The organism is Brucella pseudogrignonensis (assembly GCF_031454375.1).
Taxonomy (GTDB): domain Bacteria; phylum Pseudomonadota; class Alphaproteobacteria; order Rhizobiales; family Rhizobiaceae; genus Brucella; species Brucella pseudogrignonensis_A.
Genome location: NZ_JAVDQT010000005.1, coordinates 14,483 through 32,793 on the forward strand (window position 1 = coordinate 14,483; position 18,311 = coordinate 32,793).

Consider the following 18,311-nt stretch of genomic DNA (forward strand, 5'->3'; position numbering starts at 1 on the left):
GGTAAACTGGTAAAATCGCTGCAAAATAATGATATTAGTTTTTCTACGCCGACATAATCCATAATAATTTTGTCATGCTTGCCATAAAAGATAACTGCTGCCGTTAGATATTGGACCTAAATGATTAATGGCAGCCGCAAGAATGAAGATAGGCCTAACCATTTCAATACGGCTAAGCATATGCGGTTTACAGCTTGTGGGTTAATTTTCCCGTTTTTAACGGGCCTCTTTAGAAGAATTCACGCAGCCATTTTTAGTTTCGGTGCGGGTGTGATGCCGCCGATGCACAATCGGGCCGTTCGTTGTTATACGTCCAGAGCCATTGAGTAGCGAATTTCGGAGCCTCTTCAATGCTCTCAATGATGTGTTGGTCTGGCCATTCGTGCCGAATAGTGCGGTTATAGCGTTCGACATAAGCGTTTCGTTGCGGCTTTCCTGGTTGGATGTGACTGATGGTAACGCCTTGTTTTTCAGCCCATTCCATGAGCTTGCCACTGACATATTCAGGCCCATTATCCACACGAGTTGCGCGGAGTTTCGCGCTATTCGATGATCTGGTTGAGGCAACGAATGACACGCTCAGCTGGTAGTGAGAAGTTGACTTCAATGCCGAGCCCCTCTCGATCAAAGTCGTCCAGGACATTCAACAGCCGGAATTCCCTGCCGTCTTCCAACCGATCCGCCATGAAATCCATGGACCAAATCAAATTTGGCGCTTCGGGCACGGCCAGCGCATCGGGTTTGTCGCGCTTCAACCGCTTGCGTGGCTTGATCCTCAGGTTCCGTTCCAGCTCACGGTAGATGCGGTATATGCGCTTGTGGTTCCACCGATGCCCCCGGACATTGCGCAGGTAAAGAAAACAAAGACCAAAGCCCAAAGACCAAAACCCCAGTTCTTCTTCGCCCTCGTTAGCCCGATCAGCAGATCGGCGATCTGCTCGTTCTCTTCGTTGAGCTTGGCGCTGTAACGGTAGCAGGTCTCGCTGACACCAAAGGTACGGCAGGCCAGTGCAATGCTGACCCCGCGTAGAGCCACGGCTTACCTGGCCATCTCTCGGCGTTAAGATGACCGCGTCATTTTTTTCCAGGAGCCTCTTTTAAAAGCTCTGTCTGCATGCTCATCTCGGCATACATCTTCTTGAGCCGACGGTTCTCATCCTCCAGAGCCTTCATCTGGCTGATCATCGATGCATCCATGCCGCCATACCTGGCGCGCCACTTGTAGAATGAAGCGTTGCTCATTCCATGTTCGCGACATAGCTCCGGTACTATAACACCACCTTCTGCCTGACGCAGGATTGCAAGAATCTGTGGTTCGCTAAATCTGCTTATCTTCATCAACAATCTCCTCGATCATAATGCCGAGAAAATTCTACTTTTAAAGCCTGTTAATTGTCGGGGGATTACCCCGGATCTTATTCAAGAAATGACCTGAGCCCCTAAGTTTCCTTCAAAATTTGGTTGAGACCCTCACAAACAGTGCGCTGAGCCCCAACATTGGACCGCCGGGAAAATAGCGCGGAAAACCCTGATTATAAACGGTCCAGTTTTGAGGAAGCAGAGCACGAGCTGTTGGAGATCAACCAGTTTCATCAATCAAGGTCCACAAATCCGCCAGGTCCACCTTAGTGCGAAGGTATGTACAAAAGTGAATTTTTTATCCGCTTTAGAATATGGGAAAGACGAAACTGCGATAAAGCCAATTGGTATATTGCCGCCATCCAAATCGTCTATTTTTTCAAATTCGACTGGCATGCAATTTCACTGCGCCCGGGAAGACGCGTTTGGTTTTGCCAATTCGTTGCTCCGTGGGCGGCTTAACGCGGAAAAGGAAGCAGACTGTAGCTATTCGCCTGATAACAGTTTTTCGATAGCCTATGGAACAACCAGGCGCGTTTGCAGTTTATAATTCTGAACAGATGAGGAGAGTGGCAATGCTTATTCGGTTGGGTTACGAAATTGCCGTGGAAGTCGAATTTCCAACAGCCGTCTACACGTATTTGAACATTCACCCTGATCATAAACCCGATATTGTGTGGTTAAAATCACAACATGACTTTGGTACTTGTCACGTTGACATCCACGGAAATGAATTGCACCGACATACCTTAGCGCCTGGAGAAACGATACTCCATTACGATGCGATTATTCAAAATGACGGCCTCCCTGATGTGTTTAATAATATGGCGGATCAAGTAGATCCTGCCAATTTGCCTACCGAATGCCTCCCTTATTTGCTCGGCAGCAGATATTGCGAAACTGATAGATTGTCCCAAATTGCATGGACCCGTTTTGGGCATTATAAATGTGGTGCAGACAAAGTTCGCGCCATTTGTGATTTCGTAAACTCTCATTTGAATTTTTCGTATGGATACGCCCGGTCAACGCGAACCGCGCTTGAGGCGTACAATGAGCGAGTGGGTGTGTGCAGGGATTTCGCGCACCTGGCTATTACATTCTGTCGTGCACTCAATATCCCCGCGCGCTATGCAAACGGTTTTATGGGCGATATTGGAGTTCCCGCTGATCCATCACCAATGGACTACAATGCATGGGTTGAAGTTTACCTCGATGGTAAGTGGTTTACTGTTGATGCCCGTCATAACCAGCCAAGGATAGGGCGGGTTCTCGTCGCGCGTGGCAGAGACGCCAGCGACATTCCGTTATTTTCAACCTTTGGGCCACATCAGCTTAACCGGTTTGAAGTCTGGACCGAAGAATACAAAGGCCTCCATTCAAATATCAGCAATCGCACTCGCCCATTGCGTTTAACAACTGCGCGCTATGGGCCAGCTGGGCGTTCCCCGCATGATTTGGGCGTGAGTCATTTTAGTAATTCTCTTATTTGAAAATGTAACATTTATCCTCAACCGTATCGTTGAATAGATTTCCCTGAGTTTTTGGTCCTAATCATCATTTTCTCCCTGCGTCTTCCTCTGGAAATTCATGGTCAGGAGTGATGCCACGGTGGGTTCAGTTCTATTAATAATGCCTTCCCGATCTCAACGCTGATTTCAGAGTGCTGGACTTCGAAATTGAAAACTCCCTTGGAACCAATTCTAGCGATTATCGTTGTTAAAATGGAGTTACAAAAACATACTTTAGGGAGATAGTTAAAATGAGCAGTACCTCAGATAAGGTATCCGGCAAAGCTAATGAACTCGCTGGTAAAGCTAAGCAATCAATCGGCAAAGCCATTGATAATAAAGAGATGCAAGCCAAAGGTCTGGCTCAGGAAGCCAAGGGCGATGCACAGCAGGCCAAGGGTAAGGCCAAAGATGCTGTAAAGAGCGTTATCGATAAAGCCTGACAGATGGCGCATTTTGTGAAAAGCTCATTGCTTTAAGCAGTGAGCTTTCTGCGTATCGTGTTGAACCCGGTATCTGGTTTGCCTTGTCGGTAGGGGCTATTGTATTAATTAAATCCTAACCAATATTTTCCGTAAATAGTCCTCTTTTCGTATGCTTTGCCAATGTAAATGCAAGCTCTACTTATCGATTTGCACAATAGGAACACGAACGAGCAAGAGGTATTATGCAACGCGGACTTGGACGTGGTAACCACTCTTTAGCTGCGGCGCAGGAACAATCCCGGTTGCCCGCACTTGCAGCTGTCGCCGCAGTCGTTGCTATTCTATATTTTGCTCAAGACGTTTTCCTGCCCCTAGCCATTGCTGTGCTTTTAACCTTCATGCTGGCGCCGATTGTCTCTGATCTCAGACGTATCGGTTTACCGCGTTTGCCTGCCATTATCACCAGCGTTACGGGCGGGTTTCTGATTATTGGATTGTTTGGTGCAATTCTGGCATTTCAAGTCAATGAAGTTGGTCAGAACATTGCGACCTATCAATACAATATCATTGAGAAAATTCGTACGCTTAAGGAAACTGGTACTGATAATGGTCTGCTTAATCGCCTGAACAGCTTTGCGGAACGTATTGGCGCGGAGATCAGTCAGGATGAGAGAAAAACTGTCGATGAGGCCGTCTCAGGACAGTCTGAGCGAAAGCCCATTCTCGTAGAAATATTTTCACAGCGAAATCCGATTCAAACGCTTGAGACAATCGTGGGGCCGCTTATCGGGCCGCTTGCGACTTTGGGGCTCGTTATTGTGGTGGTGGTCTTCATGCTTCTCGAGAGAGAAGAATTACGAGATCGCTTTATCCGTCTGGTGGGTCATGGGGATCTTCATCGAACCACCTCAGCTTTGCAGGAGGCTGGTACGCGTGTGGGGCGCTATCTGCTCACACAGCTGGTCGTAAATATCAGTTATGGCGTGCCGTTGGGCATTGGGCTTTGGATTTTAGCTGTACCGAACGCTCTTTTATGGGGCATGCTGGCAATAGTTTTACGATTTGCGCCATATATTGGTCCGGTTATCGCAGCGATAATGCCACTTTTTCTGGCATTTGCGATAGCACCCGGATGGGATCTTATTTTATGGACCATCGCGCTTTTCGTTTTGCTTGAACTCATCAGTAACAATGTAATTGAGCCGTGGCTCTATGGATCGCGGACTGGCCTTTCACCTTTAGCAATTATCGTTTCTGCAATCTTCTGGACATGGTTATGGGGTCCGATTGGATTGATACTCTCAACCCCACTGACCGTATGTTTGGTCGTTTTGGGGCGCTATGTTCCGCAGTTTCGCTTTCTTGAAATTCTTTTTGGCTCGGAGCCGGTACTCAATCCCGAAGAGAGGCTTTATCAACGACTTCTGGCTGGTGATCCTAATGAGGCCACCGACAATGCGCTTGAATTATTATCAGACCAATTTTTAGTAGAATATTACGGCAACGTAGCCATTCCAGCGCTGCTTATTGCACAACAGGATCGCATTCGCGGCGTTCTCAGTGACACACAGCTACAACAGATTTCACAGAGTTCCAGAATGCTGGTCGCAAATCTCAAACAAATAGCCGATGAAGAAGAGGATAATGAAGAAACTGTCTCTGTTGATGCGTTATCAGACACCGAAGATGGCGAAATGTTGCAAATCCCCTCAGGTGAAAACAAATCTATAATTTGTGTAGGCGGTCGTGGTCCTTTGGATGATATTACGGCTGCGATGCTGGCGCAGGTTTTAGCGGTTCAGGCAGCGCAAACCAAGGTGATTGATCAGGAGCAAACTCAACCCAGTCAATTGCGCAAAGAAGACATTGCAGGTGCCACTGCGATTGTTCTTTGCGTGCTGGACATAGCCTCCGCACATCGCGCCAAGTTTACTCTACGGCGTTTGAGACGCCTCAATCCAGCGGCCCGTATCGGACTGGCATTTTGGCAGACAACCACGAACGAGACGACATTTGATCGCAAGAAATTGCAAGAAGAAAGCCAGGCTGATTTTCTGGCACTCAACCTCCTGGAAGCTGCAATCGAGTGTCTCTCCGATACCAAGCCAGAAGTATTTGAAAATCTACGACCCATAATCTTCAGAAAGCTACCCGGTAAACGAAACGGGTAAACTCTATTCATCAAGTTTAAAACTATCAAAATTAAAAATAGCGATTATTGAGAGCACATCCCCATCGATCAGATCTGTGCATTAATGATTGAATTCAACTTTATACTGAGCGATGAAATATCGATAGGTTTGCGGATAAATTCGATATGCCGGAAGCGTTTAGGAATGGATAACTGATCACTATATCCAGTCATGAAAGTAAATGGAATTCCGCGTTCAGCAAGATGCACTGCGACAGTCTCTGACGTAATGGAGCCAAGATTGAAATCCAGGATCGCTATGTGCGGATTGAAAGTCGAAAGGGCAGCCATAGCCCCTGCGGCATCACTGACAAGTGTTATGTCATGCGCACCCATTTCCTGCAGTATGTCATCCACGTCAATAGCGATAAGACTCTGGTCTTGAACTGCGAGAATGGAAGTGCCATTCAGTTTAGGTTTCTCTGATATGTATAATTGAGCCTCCCTGGTCATCATGAGCTCTTCTGAACCAATATATGCTGCGGGAATTTGAAATGGTGCGTAGAGCCCATTGGACTTGCGTTCGATATGAACTGTTCCCCGTAAGTCATAGTCGAAAGAGCTTCTGATCAGCTTGTTTCCAAAGCCGGTGTTTGTCGGCTGTACAACTATAAAGCCTTTGCTCTCCTGCCAGATAATCCTGCATTCCCCATTCGCTTCAAGATGCCAGCTAATATCCAGCCGGCCATTGCTCGTGGAGGGTTCGCCGTATTTTGCTGCATTGGTCATCATCTCATGTACAACAAGTGACAGAACCCTAAAGGCGCGCTGATCCCGACTGAGTGCTTCACCATTAGCCAGCGAACGGCGAAATGGCTGCTGTCTGCATCTGCCAGAACAAATTCAGATCATTTTGAACTCACCCATGACCAGTTATCCGAAATGCTTGGTTTAGGATGAACGTTTATAACAGGGACGATAAGGCAACTTCGCGCAGAAGGGGTTATTTCAACAAAGCGTGGTGTCGTAACCATTGAGGATGCGGCCCCTTTGCGTAAAAAGTCATGTAACTGCACTACAGCCATTGAAAATAATTATGATGCAGTGATGCACGGAATTTATCAGGGCCATTCAAACAGGTTTAAAACACTTCTCGGAAAAATGTTCGTTAAGATAGGAGTTTGAAACGTAATCGGGGCGAGCTCCTGACAATCAGAGAGGGTGGCACAGTTATTCTTCATACAAACGCTCAGCTTACGGAACCGATAACGTATTCATACGTTTATTCAGCATCCAGAATATAAGTTTGAATATCGGAGAAACATCATGAAAATCAGCACCATGGCGCTCGTCAGCGCATGTTTTCTTACGCCTTCTGTTGCCTTTGCTCAAACTTCTGCTCCCGATACGGGTTCGACGGCGAAAGAGACGCCGGCGGTTAGTACACCAGGCGATAAGAACCCCGACGCACCAGTGAAAGGCGAGAATAGCTTCACTGAGGATCAGGCAAAATCCCGAATTGAAGAAGCCGGATATAGTAGCGTCACGGATCTTAAGCTGGGGGAAGATGGGATTTGGAATGCCTCTGCAATGAAAGGGGCAGACAAGGTCCAGGTCCAGCTTGATTATCAGGGAAATGTAACCACGAAGGCAATGTAAAGCTGGTTTCAGAGATACCTTCATCTTTCAATAGAATTTTTATCGGAGCGTAGAATGAAAACTGTTACCGGACTATTTGATAATTATGATGCCGCGAAAGATGCAGTTAACCGGCTGGAAACTGCTGGCTTTCCGTCAGATGATATTTCTATCGTTTCTCATCACCGGGAAGGTGAAACCAATGCTGGAGCAGGTGCGGGTGTAGGTGCCGGTATTGGCGCTGCAATCGGCGGAGCGGGCGGGTTGTTAACCGGCCTCGGAATTATGGCGATCCCGGGTGTTGGTCCGGTTGTCGCTGCCGGTTGGCTCGCAGCGACCCTGGCCGGTGCAGTTGGTGGTGCGGTGGTCGGTGGCGTAGCAGGTGGCCTTATTGGAGCACTGACAGAGTCGGGTGTTTCCGAAGAGGATGCTAATGTTTACGCGGAAAGCGTACGTCGTGGTGGTTCACTGGTGACTGCCCGCGTCCCTGAAGACAGAGCAGCTGAAGCAGATGCGATTCTGGCAGGTGCATCACGTGTCGATGTGGTCGCACGTCGCGAGGTATATACCCGCGAAGGCTGGCAGAATTTTGATCCCAACGCGGAACCCTATACGTCAGAAGAGATTGAACGAGAAAGAAACCGATACCTTTAATGAATGAAAAGCGAGCCTTACGGCTCGCTTTTTTTTAAACTGGCTTTTTTGTATGTTTACTTTGTCTATGATATCTCAGAACCAATTATAGGTCTTATTTAGATGTATAGATTACGATGATGCAAATATCATAGGCATAAATATTCCTAATATTTTTATCTTCTGCACTAGTAATCGAAATTAGACAAATATAGTCTGCAATATTTTCTTATAAGTTTCTCACTAATTCTGGATGATTGACTAAGATTATCAAAAAACGGTGAAATTACGTCCCGTCATAGAAATTTGAATTTCTGCTGTTATCGATGTGGTGGAATTATAAGATTCATTACATTCGTCGAGCCGGGCAATAGTGCAAAACTGATTCAAATATCAGAAATCCTCGAATTCCATGCAACCATTTTGGGGTTGCAATGGTTTGTATTAGCAATTTCGCATAGTGCCGAGATCAACACTCTTAACTTCTTGCCGTCTTTAATTCAGATATGGCTGGAAGTCTCCAAACCTATTGGCTGAAGTGGCTCGCTTTGGCTTTTGTCAGGAACTTATGGATACACCTATGTTAGAAGATCTTTACCGTCTCCTCAGAAGCGGGCATGTGCAAGCACAGGGCGTTGTGGATACGATGACCCAGCCGATCGTGGTTCTTAATCAGAATTTGCACGTCATTACTGCAAACAATGCTTTCATCAAAACGTTTAAAGTGGAGCGGGATGACATCCTCGATAAGAGCTTCTTTAGTCTTGGCGATGGACAGTGGGATGTTCCAGAGCTTCGAACTTTGATTTCAGCCGTCATTCCCAGAGCGGCCGCCGTCATTGGCTTTGAGGTGAAGCACGATTTTCCGTCGATTGGTCCGCGCACCTTTCTGGTCGACGCACGTCGCTTAATTCAATCTGATGACAACGGTTCAAATATTCTTGTTCTCTTCGATGATGTAACGGAGCGCCAGCACCGTACGGCAGAAATGGAGTTTATCATTTCTGAAACACGCCATCGGATGAAGAATTTGTTCTCCGTTGTCCGCGCAATTGCAATGCAAACAGAGGTGAAGGACGTAACGGCGGCCGAATTTCGCCAGGTGCTGCTAGGGCGATTGGAAACGACGTTCCGCGCACAGGAAATAGCGGCGACGAACGAGACCGCTGATTTTGACTTGTTGGTGAAACAATCCGTTGGCGAACCCGGATTAAATCGCGTTCGCTGTGCTGGTCCATCCGTGGAAATAGCAGCTTCAAAAGTTCTGCCTGTTAGCATGATTTTTCACGAACTTACAACAAACGCCGTGAAGTACGGGGCTCTTTCCGTATCGGGCGGCGAAGTCGATATCTCTTGGCGCGTGGAGTCTGGTCCGAAAGACCGTAAATATGTCGTGTGTCAGTGGCGCGAAGAGAAAGGCCCGACAGTCCAGGAGCCCGTCCGTACGGGATACGGCACGAGTTTAATCAAGGCGACGGCGGCTCAAGCTGGCGGAACCGTGGAACTAAACTACGAGAAGCGTGGTTTAAATGCTACGATCAGAATTGCAGTGTGAGGATATGAGTAAAGTCACGGTGGACGACATCAAAAACAAAGACCTCATTCTTGTTGTTGAAGATGAGATGTTTATCGCGATGGAGATTGAGCAGGCACTTGAGGACGGAGGGTTTCTGGTACAAGGTCCGGTCGGATCTGTCAGCTCCGCCTTAGATTTACTGGATCATGAAAGCCCTTACGCCGCCGTTCTTGATTTTAACCTCGGTCGGGAGAAAGTAACGCCTGTTGCGCTTAAATTGCAATCTCGGGGTATTCCTTTCGTGCTTACGAGCGCCACGTCTGACACAGAACTTGCTCGTTATGGTATCCTGGCTGCCGCCACTAACATGGGAAAACCAACAGATATGAAGCGTCTTGTCGAGGCAGTTCGTGCGTTCAAAAAGTGAAAATCCACTGCTGCTCCCAGGAGAAAACTGTTGGCGCATTGAGAGTACGGATCGGTTTGCCTTCATTGTTGACGGTGCTGACTATTTCATTTTTCTGCGCAATGCGCTCCTGAACGCCAAACGTTCGATTATGCTCGTCGGCTGGGATTTTGACACTCGTATCGCGTTTGGTGATAACGCTGATGGTGGACCAGAGCGACTTGGTGATTTCATCTTATGGCTTGCGGATCGCACACCTTCACTTGAAATCCGTCTGCTGCGCTGGGACACAGGTGCGTTCAAAGCTATGCTGCGCGGTAACACGCTCTGGACCATATTACGTTGGAAGGCACATCCTCGTATTACCTTGAGGCTGGATGCAACGCATCCCATTGCCGGATCACATCACCAGAAGATCGTTGCCATTGATGACAGTCTTGCTTTTTGCGGCGGGATTGATCTAACGATGCAACGCTGGGATACGCGCGAACATATAGATGACGACCCCAGACGAACCAGCCCCGGCGGCCACATCGAAACGCCCTGGCACGATGCTACCAGCGTGTTTGATGGAAACGCTGCCAAAGCTATTGGGGATTTGGCGCGTGCCCGTTGGGAGGCTGCTACAAAGGAAGCTTTACTCCCTTGCGAGCAAACTCACGATTGCTGGCCTCATAAGCTAAGTCCGACGTTTCAAAATTTAAAGCTCGGTATTGCTCGGACGCTTCCTAAGATGAGCAATCAGGAAGCCATTCATGAGATAGAAGCGGCCTGGCTTGATATGATCCGTTATGCAAATCGTATGATCTATGCGGAAAGCCAATATTTTGCATCGCGCAAGATAGCCCATGCAATTGCCCAGCGCCTTTTGGAGGAGAACCCTCCTGAAATCGTAATTGTGACGCCGCACTCTGCCGAGGGATGGCTCGAACCAATCGCAATGAATACTGCACGAGCAAAATTAATGGAGGCTCTGCAGCGCCTGGACCGAAACGGCCGCTTGCGTATGTTCCATCCTCAGACCAAGGGTGGTGAATCAATTTATGTTCATGCGAAAGTGATGGTGGTGGACGATGAAGTTCTGCGTGTTGGATCATCCAATTTCAACAATCGCTCAATGCGGTTGGATACAGAATGTGATGTCATTTTTTCTACCGATTTGAATGACGAAAATCCACTGAGCGCCCAGATAGCCAACCTTAGAAATGATCTGCTCGCTGAACATCTCGGTGTTGATGTCACAGTCGTATCCCAGACACTTAAGGAAACTGGTTCTCTGATTGCTACTATCGATGAACTTCGTGGTAACGGACGGAGTTTGGTTCCTTATGAACTACCCGAGCTATCGGGGTTAGAAGAGTGGTTGGCCGAAAATGAGATACTCGACCCAAATGGACCAGACGAGATTTTTGAAAATACAAGCAAACGAGGATTACTCAACGGATGGGAAAAGCTTAAAACGCGCATGCCATCCAATATAAAATCAGGAGATCGTAGTTCTCTGGGTAGTTGAGGATCAGCCTCAACTCCCCAGAGTGTGAACATCACATTATTCCAAGAGTGCGCGCTCCATCAGAGGCATTTAAAGACAAAATGAGCAGCCCTGGCTGCTTAATAAATATTGGTATCTGTCTGACCGAAAATCCACACCCAGGCGAAGCCGAATAACCAGATAGGTCTTAACTGACAACGTCATGATAACTAGCTGGAAACAAGATTTCAAATGTGGTGTATCGGAATTGAGACAGGTTTGGCAGGTACTTGTCGGAACGGTTCAGGATACAGGCCCTATGGGTATTCGCATGGGGCTGCCATTGCCAGCCGGGATGCTAACGCTTGGACCGACACTTGCGACCCAATCTGGCCCTGTGTTCTTTGCAGGAACGCAAGACTTCTTCCTCCGCGCATATGATGGGCGGACAGGTAAGGAAGTCTGGAAAGCAAGGTTGCCGTGGGCAGCCAGGGTGGGCCAATGACTTACTGCTCGCCAGATACCGCCAAGCAATATGTTGGTATTTCTGCAGGTGATGCGCGTCAGTCACCTTGCCGTGGTGACTATGTTATTGCCTATAGTCTTGTGGACTAAGTATTGAAAAGCACTGCCGGGGAGTTGCCCCGGCAGTGCTACAAATTTTGACCCTATCTCTCATCAATGTTGATGAGGGATACGTAGGAATGCATCGTGAACTGATAAACGCACAGCTATAGGTCTAATTTTGAACGCATAAGTTGAAGTTACTTCTTCAATGCTTCAACATCAATGTCGAGCTTGAAGTTAGGTCCAAGGCCAGAATCAGCTAGTTTTGGAATGCCGAATTCTGTTGCATCGAACTCTCCGGTTGCGGAAAATCCGGTTTTGATTTTACTGGCATCCCAAGGCAAACCGGATTCTTCATTCCAGATCACTTCAAGTGTAACAGGCTTACTACTTCCAGCAATCGACAAGTCGCCGGTCACTTTCGCAGTTTTGTCGCCGGTCTTTTCGATTTTCGTGCTCTTGTAGGTAATTTCTGGAAATTCTTCAGCGTTCAAAAAATCAGGGCTCTTGAGGTGCGTATCACGCTGCTCATGATTGGTATCGATGCTGGCAGCCTGAATTTTCAGGTCAATCGAACTGTTCTCAACGTTGTCTTTATCAAATGAAATCGTACCAGATACATCTTTGAATGTGCCATGTGCATTAGCCCAGCCATTGTGGTTGGTCTTGAAGCTAACCCATGCATGGGTAGGATCAATATCGTAAGCGTCTGCGGCAAAGGCGTTTCCGGCCATGACGAGCCCAAGAACAGTTGCGGTTGTCGCAAGAAATTTCATTTGGATTTCCTTTTCGATTGAAAGTATTAGCCAGCAAACTGCATGCCAGCCACGAGAATACCTGCAAGTGCAGGGACGGCTACTATTACTCCTAACAGGAGTGGTCGAAGCAGATAGGGCACGCGACCCGCTACAGGTGCGTAAACATGAGAGAATGGCACCGCTGTGAGAGTGCAGGTAGTCAGGATAAGCGCTAAGCTCGATGCTTTGGGTGTAAGAATACCCGTGACGAGCACGCCAATAAAAGCGACCCAACTCATAGCAAGCGCGCCCTGGCCTTTAAGCACAAAAGCCTGTGCATCACCTCTGAGATATCGCACATATGAGACGAATAAATAGCCCCCAAACATGACGGACAGAGCGGCGTTGAACATCAACATACCCATATATCCGCCCAGTATTGCGATCAAAGCACCAGCGATTGACGTGGCAAATACGGCTTGTGGAAGAACGTCGGGCAAAGGCTTTGCCTTAGCTACTGCAAAATATCTATACAGGAAGGCGCCGCCCACGGTTAGAAGAACGAGAATTGTAACGACAGTCGCTTTTTGACTGTTATTCATCAGAATAGTTTTTCCCATCCACCAGGTCGGCAGGGCTACCATCAATGCAAAAGCCAGGCCCCAATAAATGATACTGCGACGAAAAAACAGCCATGCGGAAATTGCAAAAAATAAACCTCCAGCAAAGAGTATGTAAGGAAATTTATGTGCAGCTCTCACGGGTGGAAAACCTGGAAAACCGTCTAAGACGATTATGATGACACATGCAAACAACGGAGCGAGAAACGCGAGAACCAGATTTTGCTGCTGCTCAAATCGGTATGTTGCAAGCGCCAGAATTGCGCCAAGAAGCAGCGGAAACGCAATGACTTTAATGATAATGGATTGTAGCATTAGGGCCCGTTGAATTTTTCAGTTCATTTGAAATATTCATAGAGCTTAATTTTGATATTCGATCATAACGTTTATTTTATTCCGATAAACACACTGTCTATAAAAATTGAACAGTTCGATTGGACACGTTTCAAGAAGTGCATCGTGCTTTTGATGACGTCGTCACGATGGCTACTTTTGCAGTGATGTCTTTCAAATGTGTATTGAGGCTTCGTTTTACAGGCTTGAATGAGAGCGAGAATTCCTGACTATTTTCAAAGCGCTCCAGACGCTTTTGGAACTATTAACGGCGTCAAAAGGGTCCGCTTAAGATTGGAGGCGTTTCGGGGAGTTAATACTTCGCTGGCAAAAAGATCGCGGCGGCTCTGGAAAAGGAGAGACTGCTCATCGTCGATTAAGCTCGCTTTAGCGCTCTCCAGCCCACCACTATAGCCCTTGCCGACGTCGGCTTGTCCAGGCGTTGCGCCAGATCGGCATACGTGATGGTCGTGCCATAGCGCGCTTTCATCAGATGCGACCATGCATTCTGCAGGAACGGATTACCTGTTGGAGCGATAGGCAAATTGAAAACCTGGAGCGCTCCGCGAAAGTAACCCGCGATCTGTAAGGCGACATGCGCCACGCAATTGTCTTCGCGGCTAAGTTGGTCAGAGGACTGCCAGTTAACATCTACCCGGGTGTCGCCCACGAAATCGAGGCGAACCAGAGCACCGCCGTCATTCTCACGTGTGTGTACCCCGGGTAATGCGAGGATTATTTTTGGACCGCCCGAACGTGAGATCGATTACGGTCATTTGGAGAGCATACACCGCATCGCCTCCGTGAGTATTGTGAAGATGTCGCCAAAGGCAGTTCCGTGTTTCAGTGATTTTCATTATTACTTTCAATAACAAATTCCATTCTGTCTGCGGAAAACCGCGTCAAAGAAAACTGTATAGGCTTTCCCTCGGTATCGATATTGATTGCGCGCGCTGTCAGCACGATTGCACCGGGAGACAATTTGAGGTGTTTGAGATCATCAGGATCGGCATGGCGGGCTGATACCACAGTCGATTTTCTGAAATAATCGCTGACGCCTGCTGCTTTGAATGCAGAAGTGATTGACCCGCTGGCCGTGTAATCTTCGGTGAAAGTCGGAAAAGCCTTTGAATCTACCCAGTGGGTGGCGATTGAGATCGGGTGCCCGTCGGCGCTATGCATGGTCTCTAACCGTAGCACTTCTGAGCCAATATCCATTCCAAGCGCCTGCGCGATGTCAGTCGTCGCAATTTCCAGAGAGGAGCTAAGCAGTATGCCCCTGGTTTCACTCACTTGTGGGGCGAGTGCTTGCGAAATACGCGTGCGGCGCCCGATCTGGTAGGTGAGGCGTTTTGCATTGGCGATAAAGGTGCCGCGTCCTTGTTCCGCGCGCAGAACGCCTTCCTGCGTAAGAGCCGCAATTGCGCTGCGCACCGTATGGCGATTGACGCCAAATCGTTCTGCCAGGTCCATTTCAGCTGGCATACGCGCGCCCGTAGCAAGTTTCCCGGCCATGATGTCGCCACGTATCTCGTCGGCAATCTGCCGCCAGATGGCTACCCCGCTGTTTCTCTCAATCCGTCCACTCTTTTTCATCTGCGCCTTTGTCGTCAATTGTCATCGTCCTGTCATTGGCAGGGCGTATTCATTCTGGTATTGTATAGTTGTCTATATGAATAGACAATTAAGGCGATCAAGTCAACCGGATTAGATAGGGCGGATAAGCTCATGAACACGACGGGGCATACTACCCGGCACAGCACAGTTGAAAGTGGAGGTGGCTCCGCCGCTGAAAGCAATTTGGCGCCGGATGCAACGCAGGCAGCACGTCAGGCCAGTTTGGCGCTTCTCGCTCGCGCAAGCGGCGAAGAATTGAAGACGTTCTGGCAGAACTGGGCAGACAAGCCCGAATTTGAAGTTTTGCGTGGCCCGGAAACCGGGCTGGTTATGATGCGCGGTCGTATTGGCGGCGGCGGTGCCCCGTTCAATGTTGGCGAGGCAACCGTCACCCGCGCAACTGTTCGTCTGGCGAATGGCTCGGTCGGGCATTCCTATGCGCTGGGACGTGATCAGGAAAAGGCGAAGCTCGCTGCGTTGTTTGATGCGCTTTGGCTCGATGAGGCCACCCGCGATGCGATCGAAAGCAGTGTGCTCAATGCATTGCGTGGTCGTGTCGATACTGCGGATGCAAAACGGCGCAATGAGGCTGCTGCCACGAAGGTCGATTTCTTCACAATGGTTCGGGGAGACAACTGATGCTCCATTCTTCTTCTGCATTTGAAGGCGGACTGGCTGATCCAGTCAATGAAGCGCAGTCGGCGTTTCATGCGCTCATGCACGCAATGGCCAATCCTGGTCGTATCCATTTGCTGCCTAGTGCGGCTGCGCCATCAAAGCCGCTTACGCCTGAGCTTGGCCTGATCGCAGCAACGCTTCTTGATCACGACGCAAGCGTCTGGGTCGATGCTGAAATAGCAGCCAATCAGGATGCGACGGCATGGCTGACATTCCATACCGGTGCACCAATCGTCGGCGATCAGTCGAAAGCGCAGTTCGCACTTGTAACGGATGCGCAATCGTTGCCGGCACTTACTTCCTTCGCGCGGGGAGACCCTGAATTTCCGGATCGTTCGACCACTGTTGTTCTAGCAGTTTCGTCGTTGACGAGCGGGCAGGGTTTCAGCCTCAAAGGCCCGGGCATCAAGGATGAAACTGTGCTGACCGTTAATGGTTTGCCGCAGGATTTTGCTGCGCAATGGCGTGAAAATGCCGCGTTGTTTCCGCTGGGTATCGATCTGGTTCTCGTCGCTGACGGCAAAGTTGCAGCGCTTCCCCGTACCACGCGTATAGCAAGTTTGGCGCATGATCCCGAAGAGTGGGAACCGGTCTTCGGAAAAGATCATGCTGTCGAAAAGATTGAGGGCTAATCCATGTATGTTGCTGTAAAGGGCGGTGAAACCGCCATCCGCAATGCCCACCGTCTGCTTGATGATCGCCGTCGTGGTGACCGCTCGGTTCCAGCGTTGCGTCTTGACCAGATTGCCGAACAGCTGGGTCTCGCCGTTGATCGCGTCATGGCCGAAGGTTCGCTTTATGACCGAGAACTCGCAGCACTTGCCGTGCGCCAGTCGCGTGGCGATCTGATCGAGGCAATCTTTCTGGTTCGTGCCTACCGCACAACCCTGCCACGTTTCGGCTATTCGCGGCCACTTGAGACCGCGAATATGCAGATCGAACGTCGCATTTCGGCTACCTATAAAGACCTGCCCGGCGGGCAGCTGTTGGGGCCGACATTTGACTACACGCATCGTCTGCTTGACCCGGAACTGGCGGGTGATGTCAGTGTTCCGGAGCCGGAAGTACGTGCGACTGAGCCTGAAGAAACGCCACGCGTGACGGATATTCTCGGTGCCAACGGCATGATCGAAGAAGATGGTGCAATGCCGGAAGGGCATGAGCCGGGCGATCTTACCCGGGAACCGTGGACGTTCCCGATGCCGCGCGATCTGCGCTTGCAGGCTTTGGCGCGCGGTGATGAAGGATTCTTGCTGGCGCTGGGTTATTCCACGCAACGCGGTTATGGCAACACGCATCCATTTGTCGGTGAAATCCGCATTGGCGAGGTGGAGGTTGAGTTTGATGTGCCTGAGCTCGGCTTTGCCGTTTCGCTTGGCCGTGTTCAGCTGACCGAATGCCAGATGGTGAGCCAGTTCAAAGGCTCGTCCAAGCAGGCACCACAGTTTACTCGTGGCTATGGTCTGGTGTTCGGACAAAGCGAGCGCAAAGCCATGTCGATGTCGCTTTGCGACCGGGCGCTGCGTGTCCGCGAATTCGATGCGGATGTGACAGCACCCGCGCAGGACGAAGAATTCGTCATTTCCCATTCCGACAATGTGCAGTCGACGGGCTTCGTTGAGCATCTGAAATTGCCCCATTACGTGGACTTTCAGGCCGAGCTTGATCTCATCCGCCGTATGCGTGCGGAATATGAACAAGCGAACAACGAGACTGAAGTTTTGGCAACCGAAGCAGCAGCCAATATCGGCACAGGCAAGGAAGCAGCAGAATGAGCGATCTAGCCAATTACAATTTCGCCTATCTGGACGAGCAGACAAAGCGGATGATCCGTCGTGCTATCCTGAAAGCCATTGCTATTCCGGGCTATCAGGTTCCGTTCGCAAGCCGTGAAATGCCGATGCCTTATGGCTGGGGCACGGGCGGCGTCCAGGTGACGGCGGCGATTCTCGGTCAGGATGATGTGCTCAAAGTTATCGATCAGGGCGCTGATGATACGACCAATGCCGTTTCCATCCGGGCATTCTTCCAGAAAACTGCAGATGTTGCCGTGACCACCCATACGGGTGAGGCGACTATTATCCAGACACGTCACCGCATTCCGGAATATCCGCTGAGCGAAGGGCAGGTGATTGTCTATCAGGTGCCAATTCCTGAGCCGCTGCGTTTTCTGGAGCCGCGTGAAACCGAAACGCGAAAGATGCACGCGCTTGCTGAATATGGCCTCATGCATGTGAAGCTTTACGAAGATATCGCGCGCCACGGCCATATCGCCAAGACCTATGATTATCCGGTGATGATCGAAGGGCGCTATGTCATGGCACCGTCGCCGACGCCCAAGTTCGACAATCCAAAGATGCATATGTCGCCAGCTTTGCAGCTTTTTGGTGCCGGTCGTGAAAAGCGCATCTATGCCGTACCGCCTTATACGGATGTCGTGAGCCTCGATTTCGAGGATCATCCATTTGAGGTGCAGAAATTCAAACAGCCTTGCGCATTGTGTGGCGCTCGCGGCGTCTATCTCGACGAAGTCGTGCTCGATGACCGTGGCGGCTCGATGTTTGTCTGCTCCGATACCGATTATTGTGAAGATCGTCAGGCGAATGGCCACTTTGGTCATCTGGCAGCGAACAATGAGGCCGCAGCCAAGGGAGCCCTGAAATGAGTATTGA

At 49.4% G+C, this 18,311-nt stretch carries 17 protein-coding genes and 2 pseudogenes; 13 read left to right on the plus strand and 6 right to left on the minus strand.

Annotated elements, in window-relative coordinates; all coding sequences use genetic code 11:
• Positions 1-239: 239 nt before the first annotated feature.
• Positions 240-1,338: pseudogene (locus J2782_RS14850) on the minus strand (IS3 family transposase).
• A gap of 596 nt (positions 1,339-1,934) precedes the next feature.
• Here J2782_RS14850 and J2782_RS14855 point away from each other — a divergent pair.
• The 3 genes from J2782_RS14855 to J2782_RS14865 all read left to right on the plus strand — a co-directional run bounded on the left by J2782_RS14855 (position 1,935) and on the right by J2782_RS14865 (position 5,463).
• Positions 1,935-2,849, plus strand: coding sequence for a transglutaminase-like domain-containing protein (locus J2782_RS14855; RefSeq protein WP_310013934.1), 915 nt, complete (start codon positions 1,935-1,937; stop codon positions 2,847-2,849).
• Between the two features lie 269 nt (positions 2,850-3,118).
• A complete protein-coding gene (locus J2782_RS14860; protein WP_310013936.1) occupies positions 3,119-3,310 on the plus strand; it encodes a CsbD family protein in 192 nt (63 codons plus the stop codon).
• Between the two features lie 224 nt (positions 3,311-3,534).
• A complete protein-coding gene (locus tag J2782_RS14865) occupies positions 3,535-5,463 on the plus strand; it encodes an AI-2E family transporter (RefSeq protein ID WP_310013938.1) in 1,929 nt (642 codons plus the stop codon).
• Positions 5,464-5,531: 68 nt separating this feature from the next.
• Here J2782_RS14865 and J2782_RS14870 read toward each other — a convergent pair whose 3' ends face one another.
• The gene (locus J2782_RS14870; protein WP_310013940.1) at positions 5,532-6,215 is read right to left on the minus strand and encodes a hypothetical protein; all 684 of its coding nucleotides are present in this window, start codon (positions 6,213-6,215) and stop codon (positions 5,532-5,534) included.
• Between the two features lie 534 nt (positions 6,216-6,749).
• Between J2782_RS14870 and J2782_RS14875 the strand changes: the two genes are divergently transcribed.
• The 6 genes and pseudogenes from J2782_RS14875 to J2782_RS14900 all read left to right on the plus strand — a co-directional run.
• Positions 6,750-7,082 carry a PepSY domain-containing protein gene (locus J2782_RS14875; RefSeq protein WP_310013943.1) on the plus strand — a complete coding sequence of 111 codons (333 nt, stop codon included), beginning with the start codon at positions 6,750-6,752 and terminating at the stop codon, positions 7,080-7,082.
• Positions 7,083-7,136: 54 nt separating this feature from the next.
• Positions 7,137-7,715, plus strand: a complete 579-nt coding sequence (locus J2782_RS14880) for a general stress protein (protein ID WP_310013945.1) — start codon at positions 7,137-7,139, stop codon at positions 7,713-7,715.
• Between the two features lie 559 nt (positions 7,716-8,274).
• Positions 8,275-9,249 carry a PAS domain-containing protein gene (locus tag J2782_RS14885; protein ID WP_310013948.1) on the plus strand — a complete coding sequence of 325 codons (975 nt, stop codon included), beginning with the start codon at positions 8,275-8,277 and terminating at the stop codon, positions 9,247-9,249.
• Positions 9,250-9,253: 4 nt separating this feature from the next.
• Positions 9,254-9,637, plus strand: coding sequence for a response regulator (locus J2782_RS14890; RefSeq protein WP_310013951.1), 384 nt, complete (start codon positions 9,254-9,256; stop codon positions 9,635-9,637).
• Positions 9,621-11,129, plus strand: coding sequence for a phospholipase D-like domain-containing protein (locus tag J2782_RS14895; RefSeq protein WP_310013953.1), 1,509 nt, complete (start codon positions 9,621-9,623; stop codon positions 11,127-11,129). The genes J2782_RS14890 and J2782_RS14895 overlap by 17 nt, the downstream gene beginning before the upstream one ends.
• A gap of 238 nt (positions 11,130-11,367) precedes the next feature.
• A pseudogene (locus tag J2782_RS14900) lies at positions 11,368-11,702 on the plus strand (membrane-bound PQQ-dependent dehydrogenase, glucose/quinate/shikimate family); the annotation flags it as partial.
• Between the two features lie 149 nt (positions 11,703-11,851).
• Here J2782_RS14900 and J2782_RS14905 read toward each other — a convergent pair.
• The 4 genes from J2782_RS14905 to phnF form a co-directional block, all read right to left on the minus strand.
• A complete protein-coding gene (locus J2782_RS14905; RefSeq protein ID WP_310013955.1) occupies positions 11,852-12,430 on the minus strand; it encodes a YceI family protein in 579 nt (192 codons plus the stop codon).
• Positions 12,431-12,456: 26 nt separating this feature from the next.
• Entirely contained in the window at positions 12,457-12,993 is a 537-nt protein-coding gene (locus J2782_RS14910) for a hypothetical protein (RefSeq protein WP_310013958.1), read from the minus strand.
• 727 nt (positions 12,994-13,720) lie between these two features.
• Positions 13,721-14,014, minus strand: coding sequence for a methylated-DNA--[protein]-cysteine S-methyltransferase (locus J2782_RS22865; protein ID WP_404989652.1), 294 nt, complete (start codon positions 14,012-14,014; stop codon positions 13,721-13,723).
• A 173-nt stretch (positions 14,015-14,187) separates the two neighbouring features.
• Positions 14,188-14,940, minus strand: coding sequence for a phosphonate metabolism transcriptional regulator PhnF (gene phnF, locus J2782_RS14915; protein ID WP_310013960.1), 753 nt, complete (start codon positions 14,938-14,940; stop codon positions 14,188-14,190).
• 132 nt (positions 14,941-15,072) lie between these two features.
• Here phnF and phnG point away from each other — a divergent pair, with 132 nt between their 5' ends.
• From phnG to J2782_RS14935, 4 genes are read left to right on the plus strand one after another with little or no spacing between them, the layout of a single operon-like run.
• Positions 15,073-15,600, plus strand: coding sequence for a phosphonate C-P lyase system protein PhnG (phnG, locus tag J2782_RS14920; RefSeq protein WP_310013961.1), 528 nt, complete (start codon positions 15,073-15,075; stop codon positions 15,598-15,600).
• Complete coding sequence (gene phnH, locus J2782_RS14925; protein ID WP_310013963.1) at positions 15,600-16,271, plus strand: phosphonate C-P lyase system protein PhnH; 672 nt, start codon at positions 15,600-15,602, stop codon at positions 16,269-16,271. The genes phnG and phnH overlap by 1 nt, the downstream gene beginning before the upstream one ends.
• Positions 16,272-16,274: 3 nt before the next feature.
• Positions 16,275-17,414, plus strand: coding sequence for a carbon-phosphorus lyase complex subunit (locus J2782_RS14930; protein WP_310013966.1), 1,140 nt, complete (start codon positions 16,275-16,277; stop codon positions 17,412-17,414).
• Positions 17,411-18,304, plus strand: a complete 894-nt coding sequence (locus J2782_RS14935; protein WP_310013968.1) for an alpha-D-ribose 1-methylphosphonate 5-phosphate C-P-lyase PhnJ — start codon at positions 17,411-17,413, stop codon at positions 18,302-18,304. The genes J2782_RS14930 and J2782_RS14935 overlap by 4 nt, the downstream gene beginning before the upstream one ends.
• The last annotated feature ends 7 nt before the right edge of the window (positions 18,305-18,311 follow it).

Excerpts from the sequence above, each read along its gene's own strand:
- phnH (WP_310013963.1), top strand. The coding sequence starts at position 15,600 with ATGCTCCATTCTTCTTCTGCATTTGAAGGCGGACTGGCTGATCCAGTC.
- J2782_RS14870 (WP_310013940.1), bottom strand. The coding sequence starts at position 6,215 with ATGATGACCAATGCAGCAAAATACGGCGAACCCTCCACGAGCAATGGC.
- J2782_RS14860 (WP_310013936.1), top strand. The coding sequence starts at position 3,119 with ATGAGCAGTACCTCAGATAAGGTATCCGGCAAAGCTAATGAACTCGCT.
- J2782_RS14890 (WP_310013951.1), top strand. The coding sequence starts at position 9,254 with ATGAGTAAAGTCACGGTGGACGACATCAAAAACAAAGACCTCATTCTT.
- J2782_RS14880 (WP_310013945.1), top strand. The coding sequence starts at position 7,137 with ATGAAAACTGTTACCGGACTATTTGATAATTATGATGCCGCGAAAGAT.
- J2782_RS14910 (WP_310013958.1), bottom strand. The coding sequence starts at position 12,993 with ATGAATAACAGTCAAAAAGCGACTGTCGTTACAATTCTCGTTCTTCTA.
- J2782_RS14855 (WP_310013934.1), top strand. The coding sequence starts at position 1,935 with ATGCTTATTCGGTTGGGTTACGAAATTGCCGTGGAAGTCGAATTTCCA.
- J2782_RS14875 (WP_310013943.1), top strand. The coding sequence starts at position 6,750 with ATGAAAATCAGCACCATGGCGCTCGTCAGCGCATGTTTTCTTACGCCT.
- phnF (WP_310013960.1), bottom strand. The coding sequence starts at position 14,940 with ATGAAAAAGAGTGGACGGATTGAGAGAAACAGCGGGGTAGCCATCTGG.
- J2782_RS14905 (WP_310013955.1), bottom strand. The coding sequence starts at position 12,430 with ATGAAATTTCTTGCGACAACCGCAACTGTTCTTGGGCTCGTCATGGCC.
- J2782_RS14865 (WP_310013938.1), top strand. The coding sequence starts at position 3,535 with ATGCAACGCGGACTTGGACGTGGTAACCACTCTTTAGCTGCGGCGCAG.
- J2782_RS14930 (WP_310013966.1), top strand. The coding sequence starts at position 16,275 with ATGTATGTTGCTGTAAAGGGCGGTGAAACCGCCATCCGCAATGCCCAC.
- phnG (WP_310013961.1), top strand. The coding sequence starts at position 15,073 with ATGAACACGACGGGGCATACTACCCGGCACAGCACAGTTGAAAGTGGA.
- J2782_RS14935 (WP_310013968.1), top strand. The coding sequence starts at position 17,411 with ATGAGCGATCTAGCCAATTACAATTTCGCCTATCTGGACGAGCAGACA.
- J2782_RS14885 (WP_310013948.1), top strand. The coding sequence starts at position 8,275 with ATGTTAGAAGATCTTTACCGTCTCCTCAGAAGCGGGCATGTGCAAGCA.